This window comes from Streptomyces sp. NPDC006314 (assembly GCF_040613075.1).
In the GTDB taxonomy this organism is placed as follows: Bacteria; Actinomycetota; Actinomycetes; order Streptomycetales; family Streptomycetaceae; genus Streptomyces.
This window is the reverse complement of the sequence record NZ_JBEXRL010000017.1, coordinates 52,615-72,264: the sequence shown is the minus strand read 5'-3', so window position 1 is coordinate 72,264 and position 19,650 is coordinate 52,615. Positions and strand designations below refer to the sequence as shown.

The following is a 19,650-nucleotide window of genomic DNA, read 5'->3' as shown; positions in this document are numbered from 1 at the left end:
TGTCCGGCTCCAGTGTCCTGTCTCACGCGATCGAGTCGCTTCTCAACGAACCGAGTCGTTCGGGCTTCCGTCTCAGCGAACCTGGTCGCGCGGCTGAGGGCGCTGGGGGTGCCTCGGCGAAGCTGTCATAGTCGTTCACTCGGGCCGCAGATGCGAGCTGCGCTTGGTTTTCAGCGGTAGTCATGCCGCGGTCTCCGTCTTGTCATCCCGGCATATCGCACTGGCGTCGCCCTGGTGATCGACATGGATTCGGCACGCCCCGGTTCCGGCGTCGTCGTCCAGGGGCTGGCCGACGAAAACGCCGGCGCTTCGAGGCGGCTCGCCATTCGCTCACCTCACGGATGGGGCCCGCGACAGCCTCAGCCCACCGGGCGTCACAGATCAAGGGATGCGGCACAGCCACTCAGCTTGTCTCTTGACCCTCGTCCGTCTGGTGCCTCTTCGCGGTGGCTCCGTGGGCCGCGAGTTCTTCCGGGGTGCCCAGGAAGGCGGGACCGCAGCCCGCCGGAAGACGCTGGACCACCATGGCGACGGCCTCCTGTGCTGTTGCTGCCGGACCAACAGTCTGGCTTCGAAGAGGACCGGAGACCCAGTAGGTTCCCCCAGCGGCGGGCTGAATGTAGGGGATGTCCCAGGTCCACCGCCATTCGGTGCAACGGCTGAAGTGAAGCTCTCCCATCCCCGTCCAGGGGAAAAGTTGCCGCAGGCAGGGCTCGGCGTAGGCCGCTTCCAACAGTTCCCCCCGTACGCGCCCGTCGTCTCGTACTGCCTGCCAGCCTGCTTCAACGACGGCGTCGCGCGTTGCATCCCTGTTCACGTCGCCATCCTGCACGGGGGACGCGACCGACCGAGGCCTTTTGTTTGATCGAATAGCCCGCTTGCGGGCGGTGGCGACCAGACGGAGATCACTCCGGTGGCCGCGCGCCCGGCACCGGCGGGAGTCACCCGTCGGTCATCAGCCCCGCCGCGACCGTGGCGCCGAGCTCCCAGCAGGCCTCCGTGCCGGACTTGCCGGGCTCGCCGGTGACGGTCACCGGCTCGGCCGCGCGGCGCCAGCCGAGGCCGGTGGTGACGGCCTCGATGGCGCGGACCGCACCGGTGACGTCGTTGCCGCCGTGGACGTAGTAGCCGAACGGGCGGCCCCGGGTGTCGTCCAGGCAGGGGTAGTAGATCTGGTCGAAGAAGTGCTTCAGCGCGCCGGACATGTAGCCGAGGTTCGCCGGGGTGCCGAGCAGGTAGCCGTCGGCTTCGAGGACGTCGGAGGCGGTGGCGGACAGGGCCGCCCGCCGGACGACACGGACGCCCTCGATCTCCGGTGTCGTGGCGCCGGACACGACGGCCTCGAACAGGGTCTGGCAGTTGGGCGACGGGGTGTGATGGACGATCAGCAAGGTAGGCACGTCCCGCACCCTGCCGTGCGCCGGCCACCCCTCGCAAACGGAGGGGGCCGCAGGGCGTCGCGGGCGCCCGCCCTGGGTAGGACGAGGCCCGGCAGCCTGCACAAGGCGACAGGAGGAGACAGGGTGGCCGAGGACGATCGCCGGGCACCGGCCGCTGTGGTGTTCGACGCCCTGGGGCTCGCCTACGAGGAGGCGTTCGCCGCGTCCGAGCCGCACCGGGCGTCGTTGCGTTGGCTGCTGGAGCGGCTGGCGCCGGGCAGCAGGGTGCTGGACGTGGGCAGCGGGACGGGACGGCCGACCGCGCAGACCCTCACCGAGGCCGGGCACCGGGTGTTGGGCGTCGATGTCTCACCGGTCATGGTGGAGCTGGCCGGCCGGCAGGTGCCCGGGGCCGGGTTCCGGCTCGCCGATATCCGCGAACTGCCGCTGGAGGAAGCCTCGTTCGACGCCGTGTGCGGGTACTTCTCGTTGCTTCAGATGTGCCGCGCCGAGCAGGCCGACGTCGTGGCGAAGCTGGCGCGGGCGGTACGGCCGGGCGGACTGGTCGCGCTGGCCACCGTCCCCCTCGACGTGGAGGACGCCGAGGGGGTGTTCATGGGGCAGCCGGTGCGGGTCACGAGCTTCGCCGCCGGGGCGTTCACGGAGCTGGTGACCGGGGCGGGCCTGTCGGTGCTGGCCGCGGAGCACGCCGTGTTCGCACCGGCCCACCCCGATGCCGTACCCGAGCCGCACCTGTTCCTGCACTGCCGTCGTGACGCGGGATGAGGCCGCTCAGGGCCGGAGGGGCAGGGACCGGCAGGTGGAGCCGGCGGGCCTGCCCGCGAGCCGGTCGGTGAGCCAGCCGATGGCGTCGCCCTGGTCGGTGAGCAGCGGCGCGAAGTGCTTCAGCAGGGCACGGCCCCACTGCGGTGCCGCGACCGGCACATAAGTGACCCGGGCGCCCTTGCGGCACCAGTCGGCGGCCAGTCGGCGGGCCTGTGCGTGCGGGACGAGGTCGTCCTTGATCCCGGTCGCCACGCGTACCGGGCTCGCCGGCTTCCCCGTGCCGATGCGCTGCCGGCCGAGGAGGTCCTGCAGAGCGGGCTCGGCCGTGATGACGTCGCTGAGGGTGATGCCGTCGGTCGTCCAGGCCGTGCTGTGCGCGGAGTTGTAGGAGAGGATCGCGTCGCCGACGCACATCATGGCCAGGTCGGCCTTGCCCGCCGTGTTCAGGTGCTTCTCGGCGATCGGCTTCAGCACCGGGTCGGACCGCAGGAAGCCGTTGACGGCCCAGCCGAGGGCGCCGGCCGGATCGCTGCCGTCGATCGCCTCGATCGCCTCGGTCGCCTCGGTCAGATCGGCGGGCGGGGCACCGGCGTAGGTGCCGGCCAGAGTGACGTCGGGGGCGTAGGACGGCTGGAGTGCGGCGGCGGCAGCGGTCGCACAGCCAGTCACTGTCAGCAAGGGCCCGTCCCCTTATCCCCTGGGCCGTTGTCCGCCTCCTCGGCTACAGTGTCCGGCCGGACCATCGGGGAGACGAAGGTGCAGGTCAAGGTGGGGATCATGCGGAGCACAGCGGTAGGTGTCGCACTGGGGACGACGCTGTTGGCGACGGCGCTCGGCGGATGTGCCGAGTCGAGCGGGCCGGACGGCAAGAGGGCCCCGGGGGCGTCCAGCGCGTCGAGATCGGCGAAGGCGACCGCGAGCGGTGGCAGGATCGGCGCGGCCGGTTCCGCCTGCGAACTGCCCGTCAGTTTCGATATCGCCAAGGACTGGAAGGCCAAGGCGATCGACGCGCAGGCGGAGCTGTCGAAGGCGTCGAAGCGCTCCGACGACGACCTGGCCGGAGCGCTCGCCGACGCCTTCCTTCGCCAGGGTCCGGTCACCACCGCCTGCGAGATCGACGCCAAGCCGGCCGGCAACATCGGGTTCCTGCGCGTGTGGACCGGCAAGGCGGGCGACGGTGACGCGGGCAGCGTGCTGCGGGAGTTCGTCGCCGCCGAGGACAACACGAGCAAGGCGAAGTACCGCTCGTTCAAGACCGGCGGCGGTCTGTCCGGCGTGGAGGTCGAGTACCTCTACACGAGCAAGCTCCTGGACGAGACGAAGAAGGAGAGCGCCTTCGCGGTCAGCACCCCCGACGGCCCGGTCGTCCTGCACCTCGGCGGCATGGACACCGAGGAGCACGAGGCGATGCGGCCCGCGTACGACCTCGCCAAGCAGACCCTCGAACTCCTCTGAGGCCCGCCGCCCGCGCCCCCGCTCAGTCCATGCCCCGCCCCTGCCAGCGCGGCAGGATGTCGATGTGCAGGTGGGCGGGGCGGCAGGGCCGGATCACGGGGCTCGGTCGGAGGGAGGACATGCTGAGGGCCTGGCCCTCTGGGAGCGCTCACACAAGAGCCGCGCGAACAAGGCGCGACCACCGGCTCAGGCCCCCGCGTACGGCGCGCGGCGGCCACACCTCGTGGAGGCGGGCCGCCGCGCGGTAAGCCGGTCCGGTGGCCGACTCGGCCGTACCGACGCGGGTGGTCGGCGTCGGTCGCCGACGGTCGGTTGACCGGCGTCCGTCGTCGCCGTTGCCGGTGTGCCGGTCAGTAGCGCAGGCGCCTGGCCCGGAGCAGCATGAACAGGCCTGACATGGCGAGCAGCCCGCCGATCGCCGCGGGCCAGAGGTGGGCACCCGTTTCGGCGAGTCCGCCCTGCGTCGCCTGCGGCCGCGCCTGTGCGGCCGCGGGCTGGGCGTATCCGGCCGCGGCGGCCGGGCCCGACGTGGACGCGGCGGGTGCGGACGGAGACGGCGCCGACTCGGCCGGTGCCGCCGAACCGGCCGGCGGGGAGGAGGGCTTGGCGGACTTGGCCGGTACGGCCTGGTCGCCCGCGCCCCGCTTGGTCCTACGGGCCGGTTCGGTCGCCGTGTCGGTCCTCGGTGCCTCGCCGGAGTTGGAGACCGACGGTGCCGGTACGGAGGTGGCGCTCCCGCCGGGATCGGTCGTGGCTCCGTAGCCCGGGGTCTTCGTCTCATCGGCGCCGGAACCGGCCGTGGGCGCGGCGCTCGTACCGGGAGCCGAACTCTCCGTCGGCGTCGCGGTCGTACCGCTGTCGTCACCGGAACCGCTGCCGTTGCCCGTGCCGTTGTCGCCGCCGGAGCCGCTGCCGTTGTCGTCACCGTTGTCGTCGCCGGAGCCGCTGCCGTTGTCGTCGCCGTTGCCCGCGCCGTCGGGGCCGCAGTTCCGACCGGAGTTGATGCAGTCGACCATCTCGCGCATCAGGTCCTCGTCGAAGACGTTGATGAAGTCGCCGTGGTCGGTCACGGGCTTGTGCAGCTGCTCCGGGAAGGAGTCCACCGCGAACAGCGGTACGGTACGGCCGCCGTCCTGCAGGCTCGGTGCCTCGACGTCGTAGACGATGCGCTGTACGAGCTGCGGAATGGGGCGGAAGCCCGCCGGGCAGGAACCGTCGGCGGTGGCGAAGGCCACGTGGGTGCGGTGGTTGGCGCTGTCGATGTTGCGGCCGTCCCAGCAGCTCTGGAACCGGAAGGTGCGTACGACGTCACTGCCCTGCGGGCACAGCGGGTACTTGTCCTTCAGCTGCCGGTCCTCGAAACCGGTGCAGCTCCACGACGCGTTGGCGTTGCCGGGGCCGTTGACGAAGGCCTTGGCGTCGCCGGTGATGACGCGCAGCAGGCGGGGCATGGCGGTGACCTTCTCGCGCGGGTTGCCCACGAACGTCAACGTCACCTGCTTCGGCGTGACGATCTTGCCCGCGTTGCCCTCCGTACCGCCACCCGGGGCTCCGGCGTCCCGTTCCCGGGTGCCGTTCTGCAGGCGCAGCACCGGCCAGTAGTACGTGGACCTGTCGCCCTTGTCCACACAGCTCGTGTCGGCGTTCGCCAGGTCCTCGTCGCTGGCGAAGGCACTGTTGCCCTGGTTGCCGACGTAGTCGTGGAAGTGGTGGGCGCCGTTGGAGACTCCGGGGGCGACGATGACGTTGTCCGAGTTGAACAGGCCGTTGGCGTTGACGCCGCAGTCGGAGGTGAAGGTGCCGCGCGAGGCGCCGGCCTGCTGAGGCGGGTTCGGCACGTCGGGTTGTACGGAGGTGATGTCCGTGTAGTCGGAGACGACGGGTCCGTTGCCTCCCTGGCCCGCGCCGGCCTGGCCCGCGCCGCCCTGCTGGGTTCCGTCGCTCGGGGCGGCGGTGGCCTGACCGCCGTTGTCGCCGCCGCCGGGACGCAGGGCGCACTCGGCCAGGTCGCCGAGGCCCTCGGGGCGCTTCCCCGCCTGGTCGATGGCGTCGGCGATGCGCTCGATGGTCCCCGCCCGTTTGTCGTTCAGCGGGTTCATGATCGCGCCGTTGACGGAGTCGGTGTCCTGGCCGCCGGCCTGTCCCGCAGCCTGGAGCCGCCGGTACGCCGCCGCCGTCTGCTGGTCGAGGACGGCGAGTTCACGGTCGACGTTCGCTCGGGCTTCGTCCGGAACAGCCGTCAGCCGGCTGCCGACGTCGGGGCAGTCGATGGTCGCCATGCCCGTGGACAAGACCTGCCCATGGGCGTTCGTGTGGGAGCCGTCGCCCCAGCCCTCCGTGGCCGAGGCATAGACGTTCGCCGCGACGAGTCCACCTCCGCCCAGCATGAGGGCGACCGCTGCGAGGGTCGCGCGTCGTGCGCCGGTCGGGCGTCTGCGCCTGTTGCGTACCAAGGTCGTCCCCTGTGTGTGTCATTGCCGGTCGGACATGGAGTTCCCCCGCCCCATACGGAGGACGGTGCCACTGTGTTCAACCGAAACGCGAATTCACCGGGATCTCACAGGAAAACGTCAGCGCCGCCTGTTCCCCGTCGAACCTCATCGCGAACATCACAAATACGTATCGGACATTCCACACCTCAACCTTCACACGAGGTACACACGTTGGCTAGGTTGACGCAAGGCCGCCCGGCTCAACCCCCGGCGGGCCGCCGTGTGGTCCGGCACCGGATGCTCGACGGTCGGACGAAACGGCCCAACTGCCCCGCGGGGCAAGGAAGGAGCACGTCTTCCATGGCGCCGGAGAGCCGCGACGAGGTGCGGCAGCGGATCGATTCCCTCTACGACCAGGCCGAGAACGCGACCGGGAACTTCAACGCGACCCGGGCCATGGCGGCCCGGACGCGTTCACGGGGCGTGCCTCTGGCCAAGCGGCGGGGTGGGCAACCGGAACCCACGCTCGACGAGGTGGCCCGGCAGTGGTTCGACGTGGCACGCGCCAAACTCGGCCCGACCGTCCCCGCCGCCGTGCCCGCCGACCGGCTGCCCGCCGGCCCGGCGGCTCCGGCACGCTCCCGGGACCGGATGGGGGGCGGCCTCCCGGGCATGGAGAGAGGGGCCCTCGCTCTTCCGGGAGGTGAGCGGGAGGCCACCGGCCTGCCGGGCGGCGAACGGGCGGCCCTGGGCGCGGGCCCGTCCGGACGCCGGCCCGAGCTGGAACAGGGCGCCGACCGTGCGGTGGCCGAACTGACGGCGGGCCCGGCGACGGACCCGGCGGGTCGGCCCCTCGCGGCCCTGGGGAGCGGCCGCACGGCACCGGCCGGCGCGTGGGGATCCGAACGTCCGAGTGCCGCACTCGAGTTGACCGGTCGGACAGTGGCTGAACCGGGCGACCGGAGTGCACCGGAACTGGCGGCGCCCGGATCGGCGGGACTGCCGGGAGTCGGCGCGGAAGGACCGCTCGGTCTCGCGGCGCCGGGATCGGCTTCCGAGTTCCCCGCTCTCGGTACGCTCGGATCGGCACCGGAGCCGCCCGGCCTCGGCGGCCTCCGATCGGTGTCCGAGCCGCTCGGTCTCGGTACGGCGGAACCGGCCGCAGGCGGTTTCGGCGAGACGGCCGTACTGCCGGTCGCCGCGCTGCCCGCCGCCGCGCTGCCCGCCGCCGCGCTGCCCGCCGCCGCGCTGCCCGCCGCCGCGCTGCCCGCCGCCGCGCTGCCCGCCGCACAGGCGGCGTCCGTTCAGGAGCCCAGGACACTGCCCGGCTCGGCCGCGTCCGGTCGCCCCGTCCCCGCCGTCTCCAAGGCCGGCAACCGGCGCAAACTCGCCACGGCACGCGATCTGCTCTCCCGGTACACCGCTCAACCGGCCATAGGAGACACCGCCGTTCAACCCGCCCCCGCGCAGGCTGTCTGGGACACCGGTACGCAGCGGGCGGCGGCTCGGTCCGCCATGGTCCAGGCGGGGCAGGCCACGGAACCGTGGCAGCGGGCGCAAGGGGCGATACCTGGCGGATCGGCCATCGCGACGGCAGCGGCACCGGCACCCCCGATGGGGATCACCGGGACCGCCACCACCGCCCCGGTGACCGACACCGGTTCCTTCGCGTACCCCACCACCCCCGCACCCGTCACCGACACGGGATCGTTTTCCCACCTGGGCACTGCCGATGCCACCGGCACGGGATCCTTCCCCCGCCTGGGCGCCGCCCACGTCACCGGCACAGGCTCGTTCGCCACCGACGCCACCGCCACCGGGTCCCTCCCCCTCCCCACGCAGGCCCCCGAGTCACCCAACGCCCTCCGTGCCGCCAAAGCCATCGCGTTCGCTCGGGCGCAGATCGGTAAGCCGTGCGTATGGGGTGCGACCGGGCCGGACTCCTACGACTGTTCCAGCCTCACGCAGGCCGCGTGGAAGGCGGCCGGGGTCACGCTGCCGCGCGCCGCGCACCAGCAGGCGCTCGTCGGTGCCCCTGTGACGCTCGCCGGTCTCGAGCCCGGTGATCTGATCCTCTTCTTCGACGACGACCGGCACGTGGGCCTGCACGTCGGTGACGGCATGATGGTGCACGCCCCCGGTCCGGGCTCGTCGATCCGCGAGGAGTCGATCTACGGCGCCGGGGAAGCGGCGATCCACCGGATCATCAGGCCCGCCTGACATCGCGGCGGAGCGGCGGTCACCGGGGGGCGGTCACGGCGCCGGTGGGCGCGCCGGCTCTCGTAGTGGTCGAGGGGGGTTCCTCCAAAGGCCTGCGGGTGAGGTCCGGTTCCCGGACGCGTTGCCGACGCGGAAACGGATGCCGAGGTGCTTCACGGATGTGGTCCTGGGCGCGGCCGAAAGCAGGGCCCAGGACCAGGCCGGGGTTGCGCCGGCCCATAAGGGGTGCCTGGGCAAGGCATAAGATCACCTTATGAGGTCATAGGCCGGACCCCCATACTGACTTAGGTCTGCCTTAGTTTAGGCTTCCCAGTCGAGTCGCCCTGTCCACGCTCGAAGGGAACCTGATCATGCCGCGCCCCCTGCGGGTAGCCATCGTCGGAGCCGGCCCCGCCGGGATCTACGCCGCCGACGCCCTGCTCAAGTCCGAGGTGGCCGCCGACCCCGGTGTGTCCATCGACCTCTTCGAGCGGATGCCCGCCCCGTTCGGCCTGATCCGGTACGGCGTCGCACCCGACCACCCGCGCATCAAGGGCATCATCACCGCCCTGCACCAGGTGCTGGACAAGCCGCAGATCCGCCTGTTCGGCAACGTCGACTACCCGGCGGACATCAGCCTGGACGACCTGCGCGCCTTCTACGACGCGGTGATCTTCTCCACGGGCGCGACGGCCGACCGTGAACTGCCCATCCCCGGCATCGACCTGGACGGCTCCTACGGCGCCGCGGACTTCGTCTCCTGGTACGACGGCCACCCGGACGTGCCCCGCACCTGGCCGCTGGAGGCCGAGAAGGTCGCCGTGCTCGGCGTCGGCAACGTCGCGCTCGACGTGGCCCGCATCCTCGCCAAGACCGCCGACGAGCTGCTGCCGACCGAGATACCGCCGAACGTCTACGACGGCCTGAAGGCCAACAAGGCCCTGGAGATCCACGTCTTCGGCCGCCGAGGCCCGGCGCAGGCGAAGTTCAGCCCGATGGAACTGCGCGAGCTGGACCACTCCCCGAACATCGAGGTCATCGTCGACCCCGAGGACATCGACTACGACGAGGGCTCGATCGAGACCCGGCGCGGCAACAAGCAGGCCGACATGGTCGCCAAGACCCTGGAGAAGTGGGCGATCCGGGACGTCGGCGACCGCCCGCACAAGCTGTTCCTGCACTTCTTCGAGTCCCCCGCGGAGATCCTCGGCGAGGACGGCAAGGTCGTCGGCCTGCGCACCGAGCGCACCGCCCTCGACGGCACCGGCAACGTCAAGGGCACCGGCGAGTTCAAGGACTGGGACGTCACCGCCGTCTACCGAGCCGTCGGCTACCTCTCCGAGAAGCTGCCCAAGCTGCCCTGGGACATCGACTCGGGCACCGTCCCGGACGAGGGCGGCCGGGTGATCGAGGAGGGCGGCGCCCACCTGCAGTCCACCTACGTCACCGGCTGGATCCGGCGCGGCCCGGTCGGTCTGATCGGCCACACCAAGGGCGACGCCAACGAGACCGTGGCCAACCTGCTGGACGACCACGCGAACGGCCGCCTGCACACCCCCGGCTCGCCCGAGCCGGAGGCCGTGGCCGCCTTCCTCGCCGAGCGGAACGTCCGCTACACCACCTGGGAGGGCTGGTACAGGCTGGACGCCGCCGAGCGCGCACTGGGTGAGCCGCAGGGCCGCGAGCGTGTGAAGATCGTCGAGCGTGAGGACATGCTGCGGGAGAGCGGGGCGTAAGTGCTGCCACCCAACGGCTCCGAGGGCACAAACCCCGGTCCGTGAGCGGCTCCGAGAGGGCCGGCGCCGAGGCGCCGGCCCCCTCTTCCGGTTCGGCACCCTCTTGCGGTCTCAGCCCCCTCCCGGCTCAGGCCCCCGCGGCCCGGGCGAACAGCTCGTGCACCGGCACCGGCGGCAGCAGCCGGGTGAAGGGGCCGTACACGTTCTTGCCACCCCTGACCGCCAGGTGCGTGCTCAACCTGCCTCCCTCCACCGGTAGGTGGGGTGCGTCGAGGGTCTCCCACATGTCGTGGGCGAAGGCCGTGCGCCCGGCGCGGGCCCGCCGTCCGGTCTCCACCGCCCCGACGGCCACCGGTTCCGCCTGCGCGGCCTTGTGCCGGGCGGCCGTCCAGCCGTTCCAGCGGCGGACATTGCGGTCGGTGGATCGGGCGAGCGCGAGCAGCCGGTCACGCGCGCGTGGGTGTCGTGAGAACGGGGCCCGCCCCTGAGCGGATGGACGGGTGGGCCCCGTTCGCCGGACCATTGTGGGCGCCGTACGCGGGCATCACCACGGGTGAACGGCAGCCCACCGACGCGTTCCGCGTACACCCCGGGTGAACGGCGCGCGTCCCGTGCGCGGGGGCGCGCACCCGCCGCCACGCGCCGCCTTCCGGACCCGGCGGACATATTCCGGCGCTGAACGGTGATACTGAGAGGCGCACCCGCCCCCATCAGCAGATTGGCCCATGTCGAACTCCGCCACCGACCGCGCCACCATCCCGCAGACCCTCTGGGCGGCCCGCGGCCGCCACACCGGTCCCGCTCCTGAGGACGTCGTCCGGCGCACCCTGCGCCGGCACAGGGAGAGCGGCGACATCGACGACTTCACCGAACCGCCCGCGTCACAGGACGCGGCCCGCCGGGTCTTCGAGGCGCGCTGGCGGGCCGCGGGCACGGTGACCGTGCGGGCCCGGCTGGCCCTCGTACCGATCACAGGCCGGTCGCAGGGGCACGAGTGGCGGCTCGTCGCGGAAGCCGAGTGCCCGTGGGACGAGTCGTGGCCCTCGCCGGCGACGCTGTTCTGGCCCGAGGGCGGGTCGAGCGGGGGTGACGACGGTTCCTGGGACCACCACGCCACCGTCACCGGAGTGCGCTTCCGGCAGGTCAACCCGCTGCCCGCGGATGACAAGGAGATGCGGCGCCGGCTGCGGGCCGCGGCTCGCGAGGCCTGGTGCGTCAACGTCGTCGTGCACGAGGCGATGACCCCGGACGAGCGGGGCCGGCTGCCGCTGGTGCGGTTGCTGCCGCCGGGCCTGAGGCACCGCATGGTGGAGCACCGGGCCGCCCCGCACCAGCTGCGCGCCGTCAACTGGGCGCTGAAGGACCTCGGCGTCGAGGTGCCGCGCGGCGGTGCCGTGCTGCTGCCGCCGGACCCGGCGCCGAAGGACTACGACGGCCGGGAGCACAGGGTGCGCAACGTCTTCCTGGACGGCTCCGAGCCGGCCGAACTCATCGCGGCTCTGCGGCACTTCGTCGCCCTGCCCCCACCCCTGCCGCGGGACGCCGAAGAGGCACTGACGGACCTGCGCGAGAACTGGACCCTGATGACGCCGCAGGAAGAGCTGGAACGCCAACGGCAGCTGGTCGCCATGTACGCCGAAGCGCTGGACGCGATGACGAAGTCCCGGGACCTGTACAAAAAGGCCGCCGAGCAGGCCCTGGAGGCTCTGTCCGCCTACCGCGACGTGCCCGCGCCCGTACTGCCGCAGCAGCAGCGGTCCGCTTCCCGGACGCCTGGCGCACTCCAGCAGTTGACACGGACGTTCGAGCGGCTGAAGTTCACCACCAAGGGTCTGCGGTACCCGGCACCCGCCCCGGACGGCCCACCGAGCGGCTCACCGGGCGGCACGGATGAAACGGATATCGCGGACGGCACGGACCGGTCGTCGTAGCCCGTCCGCCGAAACCGTCGTAGCCCTCCCACCGAAGAAGGAGGCCGGATGGAGTCCCCCACGACCCTGCTGGTGATCGCCGCCGTCGTCGCGGCGGCGCTGCTCGCCGTCGCCGTCGTCCTGCTGCTCCGGTTGGTGCGCGCCCGGCGCACGCTGCGGCGGGCCGGCCTGCCCACGGGCCCGCGCTGGGTGTTCTGGGGCGCGGTCGTGTACCTCCTGCTGCCCACCGACCTGGTGCCCGACCCCGTTTATCTGGACGACATCGGTGTGCTGCTCCTCGCGCTGCGCAGCCTGCGTTCCGCTCGCCCCCTGCCGCCCGGGACGACCGATTCCTGAACGCCCGCCGCGTGCCGCGCCGTGGAGCGGTGCAGCCCGTGTTCACCGTTCCGCCAAGGCGCCGAAAGCCCCCCGCTGCGGCCGTGGTCGTGGCGGTGTGCACGCGTTCACCGTGGCCTCCCGGGCGTTCCGGCGCGGTGCCGAGCGGATCGTCCTCGCCGGTACGCAGGAGGAGGCTCTCGAGCTGAAGGCCCGTCAGCCGGGCCGGCTCGCTCCCAGGACGGGGCGTCCGTTGCCGGCTTCGACCTGGCCGGCTCCCCCGGCAGACTGCGCTCGCTCGATGTGCGGAGACGTACGGGGCGGGCCGAGGAGGATCTCGCCTGTGCCCAGTACGGCGCGGAGCGCGTCCGCGCAGGCGACGCCGACCCGGGCCCCCGCAGCTCGCCTCCGGGCTGCGAACCGCGAGCGGCACCTCCTCGCGAAGCGGCCCGGATGACCGACGCTCCGGCGGTGGGTCACGTACGTCGCTCACGGTCGGGGCCTCCCGGTCGCCGCGGACCAGCCCCTCGCGGACCGCTCCGCACCGCCACTCGCCGCCCCCACACCGCTACCCGCCGCCACCGCCGCCCGCTCCGCGCCGGTTCCCCCTCCCGCCCAGGTGCGTTCCACACTCTTTCTGGCGCATTCTTGCTGTGTCATCCACCGGAGGCGCACGGGACGAGGTAGGGCCGATGGCTGGGAGCGGCGAGCAGATGGTCCGTACGCGGGCCCGGCTGGCCGCGCTGCTGGCCGACGCGTCGACCGGCGCGCTCGGCGCGGCCGGCGGCCGGGTGGCGGGCGTGTACCTGCGCTCCAGCACTCCGGGGCTGCTGCGTCTCGCGGTACTCGTGGGGTTGCCCGGGCCGCTGTTCAAGCCCTGGTGGCGGCTGCACGTGGGCCGTCCCTTCCCGGTCGCCGACGCGTACCGGCTGGGCGTGCAGGTGGTGCTGCCGAACGCCACGGAGACGGTGCGCAGGTATCCGCAGTTCGCGGCGGGTCTGCCCTTCCCGTTCGGGTCGGTGCACGTGCCGGTGCCGGGCGGGGCCGAGCCGCTGGGTGTGCTGACGGTGCTGCGGCCGGCGGTCGCCGAGTCCGTGGACGAGTTGCTGGACCGGGACCTGCTGGACCGGCTGGCCGAGGGGCTCGGCGCCGAGCTGCTCGGCCTGGCCGACGGGGACCCGGGCACGGTCGCCTGGGACGGGGAGCCGCTGTGCGTGCGGCCGCCCGCCCGCCTGCCCGCGCGGGCCGCTGCGGGACGGTTCAGCTGGGACCCGGCGACCTCCTCGGTCCGCGCGGACGACCGGCTGCACACCCTCCTCGGGCTGCGCCCCGGCGAGTTCGCGGGGACGGACGCGGCGCTCGCGGACGCCGTGGCCCCGGCCGACGCGCACCGGATTCTGGCCGCGCTGCGCGATACGGCCGCCGGGAAGCGGCCGGGCGCGCCACTCACACTGCGCTCGCCGGACGGCACACTGCGGCTGCTGGACCTGTGGGCGGCCGAGGACGCCGGTGCCGCGAGGATCGGTGGGGTGGTCTTCGACCCCGGTCCCGCCGTCTCCGCCGACGGCGCGGCCGATCTGCTGCCGCAGGGCGTGTTCTGCCTCGACCGGCTGGGGCAGATCGTGTACGCCAACCAGGCCGCCTCCCGGCTCGCGGGCCGGGACCGGCTGCTCGGGCGGGAGCTGTGGGAGGCCATGCCGTGGCTGGCCGGGGCACCGTACGACGACCATCTGCGGGGTGCCCTGCTGTCCGCGGGCCCGGTGCATTTCCATGTCCGGCGGCCGGCCGCCGACCGTGAGGACGGGGCGGGTGACTGGCTCGCCGTGTCGGTGCACCCCGGCGCCGACCTGCTGACCTTCACGCTCGTTCCGGCCAGCCGCATGGACGCGCCGGTCGAGCCGGTCTCCGACGCGCACGTCCGCGAGGAGGCGGTGGCGAGCGGGCACTCGCTGGAACCGCTGTACCGGCCGATCGCCCTGGCCATCGCACTGACGGACGCGGTCACCGCGCGGCAGGTGTCGGCGGTGGTCATGCAGGAGCTGCTGCCGGCGTTCGGCGGCCGCCGCCTGGCCATCTACCTGCTCCAGGACCGCCACCTGTACCTGGCCTGGGAGACCGGCTTCCCGCAGGGCTTCCTGGCCCCGTTCGACGGGGTCGGCATGGACGCCCACCTGCCGGGCGTGGAAACCCTCACCACGGGCCGGCCGCTGTTCTTCGAGTCGATGCAGCAGCTGGCGGCCGCCTACCCGGGTATCCCGCTCGACGCGGACGAGGGCGCCCGCGCCTTCCTGCCGCTGATCGCCTCCGGCCGGCCGGTCGGCTCCTGCATCCTCGGCTTCGAGGGCTCGCGCCGCTTCAGCACCGAGGAATGTACGGTCCTGACCGCGCTCGCGGGCCTGATCGCGCACGCCATGGAGCGGGCGCAGCGCTACGACAGCGAGGCGGCGCTCGCCCGCGGTCTGCAACAGGCCCTGTTGCCGCGCCGGCTGTCGGCGCATCCGCGGGTGGAGACCGCGGGACGCTATCTGCCGGGTACGCAGGGCATGGACGTGGGCGGCGACTGGTACGACGTGGTGGAGGCCGGAGACGGGCTCGCGCTGGTCATCGGCGATGTGCAGGGGCACGGGGTGCAGGCGGCGGCCACCATGGGCCAGCTCCGCAGCGCGGTCCGCGCGTTCGCGCTGGGCGACCGCCCGCCGGACGAGGTGCTGAGCGGGACGAACCACCTGCTGATCGATCTCGATCCGGGTCAGTTCGCCAGCTGCTGCTATCTGCGGCTGGATCCGGCCACCGGCCGCGCCCGGGTCGCCCGGGCGGGCCACCCGCCGCCGTTGCTGCGCTCCCCCGACGGGCGGGCCCGGGTGCTGGACATCCCCGGCGGTGTCGTCCTCGGAGTGGATCCGTACGCCCGGTACCCGGTGACCGAGCTGCTGCTGGAGCCGGACGCGATCCTCGCGCTGTACACGGACGGCCTGGTGGAGCGGCCGGGCACCGACATCGACGACGGCATCACGGCGCTGCGGCTGGCGCTCGCCGGGGCCGGCACCGCCACCGGACGGCGGGGCGGACGGTCGCTGTCCTGGGTCGCCGACCGGCTCACCGCGAGCGCCCGGCAGGCCGCGGACCGGCCCGACGACGTGGCGCTGCTGCTCGCCGCCCGCCGTTCGGCACCCACGCACCGGTGACCGGGCGGGCGCCGCCCCGGACAAGCGGCCGCCACCTCCGGTCACGGTCTCGCCTGACGGCGCCGGGCAGTGTAGACATGGGCGCATGGTGCGACTGCCCGGCCGACCGGCGACCCGGCCGCCCCGTCCTTTCGGGCAGCCGCGCGCACCGCGGGGACCGCGGCCGTACGGAAAGGACACGAACGGCGATCGGCCGGGGGTACTGCGGTCGGCGGTGTCCGGGCGCAGCGTGGCCGGACAGGTGTTCGTCCTCCAGGTGGTGATCGTGCTGCTGCTGGTCGTCTCGGCCGTGGTGGCACAGGTGCTCCAGGTGCGGCACGACAGCGACATCGAGGCCGGTAACCGCTCCCTCGCCGTCGCCGAGACGTTCGCCAACGCGCCCGGCACGGCGGCCGCGCTGCGTACTCCGGATCCGACGGCCGTCCTGCAGCCGAGAGCCGAGGCCGCCCGCAAGGCGTCCGGCGTGGACTTCATCGTCGTGATGAACACCGACGGCATTCGCTACACGCACCCCAGGACCGACCGCATCGGCAAGAAGTTCGTCGGCACGATCGGCCCGGCCCTGGCCGGGGGCACGGTCACCGAGCACATCCACGGCACGATCGGCCCGCTCGTGCAGGTGGTGGTGCCGGTGAGGGACTCCGCCGGCAAGGTGGTGGGCCTGGTCTCGTCCGGCATCACCACCGCCCATGTGGGAGGGGCCGCCGAACAGCAACTGCCGCTGCTGCTCGCCGCGGCCGCGGCGGCGCTGGCGCTGGCCACCGCGGGCACGGCCCTGGTCAGCAGACGCCTGCTGCGTCAGACGCACGGGCTCGGCCCGTACGAGATGACCCGGATGTACGAGCATCACGACGCGGTGCTGCACGCGGTCCGGGAGGGGGTGCTGATCGTCGGCGGCGACGGTCGGCTGCTGCTCGCCAACGACGAGGCGCACCGCCTGCTGGGCCTGCCCCAGGACGCCGAACGGCGGGATGTGCTGGAGCTGGGCCTGGACGAGGAGACGGCGACGCTGCTCGCCTCCGGGCGGGTCGCCACCGATGAGGTGCATCTGGTCAAGGACCGGCTGCTGGCGATCAACCAGCGGCCCACCGACCTGCGCGGCGGCCCGGCCGGCAGCGTCACGACGCTGCGGGACTCCACCGAGCTGCGCGCCCTGTCCGGCCGCGCGGAGGTGGCGCGCGAGCGGCTGAACATGCTGTACGACGCCGGGGTGGGCATCGGCACCAGCCTGGATGTGACCCGCACCGCCGAGGAGCTGGCCCAGCTTGCGGTGCCCCGGTTCGCGGACTTCGCGACGGTGGACCTGTTCGACGCGGTGCTCAGCGGCGAGGAGCCGAGGCCCGGGACCGCGCTGTGCCGCGCGGCCTGCGCCGGCGTCCGCGGGGACGCCCCGCTGTACCCGGTCGGCGAGCGCATCCGGTTCGTGGCCACCTCGCCGCAGGCCCGCAGCCTGACCACCGGGCAGCCGATGGTGGAGCCCCGGCTGCGACAGGCGCCCGGCTGGCGCGCGCAGGATCTGGAGCGCACCGACCAGGTGCTGGCGTACGGCATCCACTCGCTGATCACGGTGCCGCTCCGGGCGGGCAGCCTGGTGCTGGGCGTGGCGAACTTCTGGCGGTCGGAGAAGCCGCAGCCGTTCGACTCGGAGGAACTGGCCCTCGCCGAGGAACTGGTGGCGCGGGCGGCGGTGTCCATCGACAACGCGCGCCGGTACACGCGGGAGCACAGCATGGCGGTCACTCTCCAGCGCAGTCTGCTGCCGCGGTCGCTGCCCGAGCAGGGTGCCCTGGAGATCGCCTACCGCTATCTGCCGGCGCAGGCCGGTGTGGGCGGCGACTGGTTCGATGTGCTGCCGCTCTCCGGCGCCCGGGTGGCGCTCGTCGTCGGCGACGTCGTGGGGCACGGGCTGCACGCGGCGGCGACCATGGGCCGGCTGCGCACGGCCGTGCACAACTTCTCCGCGCTCGATCTGCCGCCCGACGAACTCCTCGGCCTGCTGGACGAGCTGGTGGTCCGGATCGACCAGGACGAGACCACGGCGGAGGGCGCTGGGGTGGTCACGGGCGCGACCTGTCTGTACGCGGTCTACGATCCGGTCTCCCGGCTGTGCACCGTCGCCCTGGCCGGCCATCCGCCGCCCGCGCTGGTGCATCCCGACGGCAGCGTGGACTTCGCGGACGTGCCCACCGGACCGCCGCTGGGCCTGGGCGGCCTGCCGTTCGAGACGGCCGAGTTGGAGCTGGCGGAGGGCAGCCGCCTGGTGCTGTACACCGACGGGCTGGTGGAGGACCGGGAGCGGGACATCGACGAGGGGCTCGACATGCTGCGCGACGCGCTGCGCCGTACGCCGGGGGCCTCCCCGGAGGAGACCTGCCGTACCGTGCTGGACCGGCTCCCGAACCGGCCGAGCGACGATGTGGCACTGATCGTGGCCCGCACCCGCGTGCTGGGCGCGGACCGGGTGGCGGAGTGGAAGGTGCCGTCCGACCCGGCGGCCGTGTCCGAGGTACGGGCCTCGGTGACCCGGCAGCTGGACGACTGGGGTCTGGACGAGCTGGCGTTCACGACCGAGCTGGTCCTGAGCGAACTGGTCACCAACGCCATCCGCTACGCACGCGGCCCGATCGGCGTACGGCTGCTGCGCGACCGCACGCTGATCTGCGAGGTCTCCGACGGCAGTACGACCTCGCCGCATCTGCGGTACGCGGCGAACACCGACGAGGGCGGCCGGGGGCTGTTCCTGGTCGCGCAGCTCGCCGAGCGGTGGGGCACCCGCTACACCCCCAACGGCAAGATCATCTGGGCGGAGCAGCCGCTGCCGTGAGCCTCCTGGCGCCCGCCGCCTCCCCTGGGCACAAATGTGTTGAGGACACGACAGGCAGCGGGTGATGATCTCCGGCATGTTCTCGCGCAGAAATCGCCGCCCCAGGTCCGCCGAACTCCTCAAGGCGTGGGAATCCCTGGACTCCGGGAATGTGCCCGGCGCGCTGCGGCAGTTGCGGGTGGCGGGCGAGGAGCAGCCGCTCGCAGAGGTCGCGCTCGTGGTGCGGCGGGCCGCCGGCTCGGCGGGCTTCGACGACCTCGCCGAGGCCGCGGCCGCGCTGGCCGCCGACCCCGAACGCGCCCAAGCGCTCTACGGCTTCGGGTACGCGTGCGTCGAACGCGGTGTGCCCTACCTCGCGGTGCCCGCGCTCCGCGAGGCGCTGCGCCGCAGCGAGGGCTCGCTCGTCGTGCTGCGGGAGCTGGTGTCCGCCTACGAGGCCGAGGGCCGGCACCGCGAGGCGGTGACCGAACTCGCCCGCCATGAGGACACGTTCAAGGACTGGCCGGACCGCTATCTGCTGGTGTTCAACGCCGTCATGGCGGGTGATCTCGAGCTGGCGCGGCGTCAGCACGCGCTACTGGGCGACCCGGAGGACGACGTGTGGCGGCCCGCTCGGGAACGGCAGAACCGCATGCTCGCCCGGGCGGCCGGCGCCGAGCGGGTGAGCTCGCTCGACCCGACCGATCTGCGCGGCTGGCAGTACGTGATCAGCGGCACCGTTCTCGGCACGCTGTCCCCGTTCGGCTTCGCCTCGGGCATGAACGGGCGTTACGCCTGGCTGCAGGACAGCCCCGCCCAGTGCCTGCGCGCCCTGCTGCGGCTGCGGACGCTGCTGGACGCCACGGAGACACGGCCGCGTTCGGTGTCCCTGCTGCCGGACCGGGACTCGACGATCCTCGGCCTGGCCGCGGCGGAGGTTCTCGGCCTGCCGGCCGAGCCGTTCGAGCCCGGCCGGACGGATACCGTGGTGGTCGTGTACGACCTCGACGGCCTCGCGGAGCACGACGGTGGCCCCGACCTCATCGGGAACCTCTTCGAGCGCGCCCCGGGAGAGGTGCTGCACGCGCATGTGAGCTGCTGGACGGACCCGCCCGCGATCACCGCGGACAGCGTCGGCCTGCTGCATCAGTCGATCGTGGCGCCCTGGGGCGAGCAGCTCCGCCAAGGCGCGGACGGTGGCGTCGAGCGCGGCCCGGCGGACGGTCGTACGGCGGCGGAGATCGCCGCCGGGATCGTGGGTGCCGACCCGGCGGCGGATCCCGGGGACGGCGAGGGCCCGGAGGACACCGACGCGGAGTTCGCCGCGTTCGCCACGGCCGCCAGGAGCACATGGCTGCGCGGCGACCGGGCGCGTGTCCGGTCCGCCGGGCCGGTCCCGAGTTCCCGGTTCGCCTGAGCGAGGGCGGCG

General features: G+C 73.1%; 13 protein-coding genes and 1 pseudogene. 9 read left to right on the top strand and 5 right to left on the bottom strand.

Features of this window, described 5'->3' with window-relative positions; all coding sequences use genetic code 11:
* Positions 1 to 403: 403 nt before the first annotated feature.
* Together ABZ079_RS27230 and ABZ079_RS27225 are read right to left on the bottom strand one after the other, a co-directional pair.
* Positions 404 to 817 carry a DUF6193 family natural product biosynthesis protein gene (locus ABZ079_RS27230; protein ID WP_356942080.1) on the bottom strand — a complete coding sequence of 138 codons (414 nt, stop codon included), beginning with the start codon at positions 815 to 817 and terminating at the stop codon, positions 404 to 406.
* A gap of 124 nt (positions 818 to 941) precedes the next feature.
* Positions 942 to 1,400: a flavodoxin family protein gene (locus ABZ079_RS27225; RefSeq protein ID WP_356942079.1), complete on the bottom strand. Its 459-nt coding sequence runs from the start codon at positions 1,398 to 1,400 to the stop codon at positions 942 to 944.
* 123 nt (positions 1,401 to 1,523) lie between these two features.
* Between ABZ079_RS27225 and ABZ079_RS27220 the strand changes: the two genes are divergently transcribed.
* On the top strand, positions 1,524 to 2,165 hold the full coding sequence (locus ABZ079_RS27220) for a class I SAM-dependent methyltransferase (protein WP_356942078.1): 642 nt from the start codon (positions 1,524 to 1,526) through the stop codon (positions 2,163 to 2,165).
* 6 nt (positions 2,166 to 2,171) lie between these two features.
* Here the strand turns inward: ABZ079_RS27220 and ABZ079_RS27215 are convergent.
* Positions 2,172 to 2,822: pseudogene (locus ABZ079_RS27215) on the bottom strand (lipase family protein); the annotation flags it as partial.
* Between the two features lie 120 nt (positions 2,823 to 2,942).
* Here ABZ079_RS27215 and ABZ079_RS27210 point away from each other — a divergent pair.
* A complete protein-coding gene (locus ABZ079_RS27210; RefSeq protein WP_356942077.1) occupies positions 2,943 to 3,620 on the top strand; it encodes a lipoprotein in 678 nt (225 codons plus the stop codon).
* Positions 3,621 to 3,970: 350 nt separating this feature from the next.
* On the opposite strand, the gene ABZ079_RS27205 is transcribed toward ABZ079_RS27210, so the two are convergent.
* Positions 3,971 to 6,007, bottom strand: a complete 2,037-nt coding sequence (locus tag ABZ079_RS27205; RefSeq protein WP_356942076.1) for a DUF1996 domain-containing protein — start codon at positions 6,005 to 6,007, stop codon at positions 3,971 to 3,973.
* Positions 6,008 to 6,412: 405 nt separating this feature from the next.
* On the opposite strand from ABZ079_RS27205, the gene ABZ079_RS27200 reads away from it, so the two are divergent.
* Together ABZ079_RS27200 and ABZ079_RS27195 are read left to right on the top strand one after the other, a co-directional pair.
* Positions 6,413 to 8,272, top strand: a complete 1,860-nt coding sequence (locus ABZ079_RS27200; RefSeq protein WP_356942075.1) for an NlpC/P60 family protein — start codon at positions 6,413 to 6,415, stop codon at positions 8,270 to 8,272.
* 350 nt (positions 8,273 to 8,622) lie between these two features.
* The gene (locus ABZ079_RS27195; protein WP_356942074.1) at positions 8,623 to 9,987 is read left to right on the top strand and encodes an FAD-dependent oxidoreductase; all 1,365 of its coding nucleotides are present in this window, start codon (positions 8,623 to 8,625) and stop codon (positions 9,985 to 9,987) included.
* A gap of 127 nt (positions 9,988 to 10,114) precedes the next feature.
* Here the strand turns inward: ABZ079_RS27195 and ABZ079_RS27190 are convergent, their stop codons facing one another.
* Positions 10,115 to 10,510, bottom strand: a complete 396-nt coding sequence (locus ABZ079_RS27190) for a hypothetical protein (RefSeq protein ID WP_356942073.1) — start codon at positions 10,508 to 10,510, stop codon at positions 10,115 to 10,117.
* 202 nt (positions 10,511 to 10,712) lie between these two features.
* On the opposite strand from ABZ079_RS27190, the gene ABZ079_RS27185 reads away from it, so the two are divergent.
* From ABZ079_RS27185 to ABZ079_RS27165, 5 genes are all read left to right on the top strand, one after another.
* The gene (locus ABZ079_RS27185) at positions 10,713 to 11,918 is read left to right on the top strand and encodes a hypothetical protein (RefSeq protein WP_356942072.1); all 1,206 of its coding nucleotides are present in this window, start codon (positions 10,713 to 10,715) and stop codon (positions 11,916 to 11,918) included.
* A gap of 48 nt (positions 11,919 to 11,966) precedes the next feature.
* Positions 11,967 to 12,254, top strand: a complete 288-nt coding sequence (locus ABZ079_RS27180; protein ID WP_356942071.1) for a YkvA family protein — start codon at positions 11,967 to 11,969, stop codon at positions 12,252 to 12,254.
* Between the two features lie 671 nt (positions 12,255 to 12,925).
* Positions 12,926 to 15,418, top strand: a complete 2,493-nt coding sequence (locus ABZ079_RS27175; RefSeq protein WP_356942070.1) for a SpoIIE family protein phosphatase — start codon at positions 12,926 to 12,928, stop codon at positions 15,416 to 15,418.
* 85 nt (positions 15,419 to 15,503) lie between these two features.
* Positions 15,504 to 18,242, top strand: coding sequence for a SpoIIE family protein phosphatase (locus tag ABZ079_RS27170; RefSeq protein ID WP_356942069.1), 2,739 nt, complete (start codon positions 15,504 to 15,506; stop codon positions 18,240 to 18,242).
* A gap of 76 nt (positions 18,243 to 18,318) precedes the next feature.
* Positions 18,319 to 19,638, top strand: a complete 1,320-nt coding sequence (locus ABZ079_RS27165; protein WP_356942068.1) for a hypothetical protein — start codon at positions 18,319 to 18,321, stop codon at positions 19,636 to 19,638.
* Positions 19,639 to 19,650: the final 12 nt, after the last annotated feature.

Bases quoted from the DNA above. Each gene is read 5' to 3' on its own strand.
- ABZ079_RS27210 (WP_356942077.1), top strand. From the start codon at position 2,943: ATGCGGAGCACAGCGGTAGGTGTCGCACTGGGGACGACGCTGTTGGCG.
- ABZ079_RS27205 (WP_356942076.1), bottom strand. From the start codon at position 6,007: ATGCTGGGCGGAGGTGGACTCGTCGCGGCGAACGTCTATGCCTCGGCC.
- ABZ079_RS27200 (WP_356942075.1), top strand. From the start codon at position 6,413: ATGGCGCCGGAGAGCCGCGACGAGGTGCGGCAGCGGATCGATTCCCTC.
- ABZ079_RS27195 (WP_356942074.1), top strand. From the start codon at position 8,623: ATGCCGCGCCCCCTGCGGGTAGCCATCGTCGGAGCCGGCCCCGCCGGG.
- ABZ079_RS27190 (WP_356942073.1), bottom strand. From the start codon at position 10,510: ATGGTCCGGCGAACGGGGCCCACCCGTCCATCCGCTCAGGGGCGGGCC.
- ABZ079_RS27185 (WP_356942072.1), top strand. From the start codon at position 10,713: ATGTCGAACTCCGCCACCGACCGCGCCACCATCCCGCAGACCCTCTGG.
- ABZ079_RS27180 (WP_356942071.1), top strand. From the start codon at position 11,967: ATGGAGTCCCCCACGACCCTGCTGGTGATCGCCGCCGTCGTCGCGGCG.
- ABZ079_RS27175 (WP_356942070.1), top strand. From the start codon at position 12,926: ATGGCTGGGAGCGGCGAGCAGATGGTCCGTACGCGGGCCCGGCTGGCC.
- ABZ079_RS27170 (WP_356942069.1), top strand. From the start codon at position 15,504: ATGGTGCGACTGCCCGGCCGACCGGCGACCCGGCCGCCCCGTCCTTTC.
- ABZ079_RS27165 (WP_356942068.1), top strand. From the start codon at position 18,319: ATGTTCTCGCGCAGAAATCGCCGCCCCAGGTCCGCCGAACTCCTCAAG.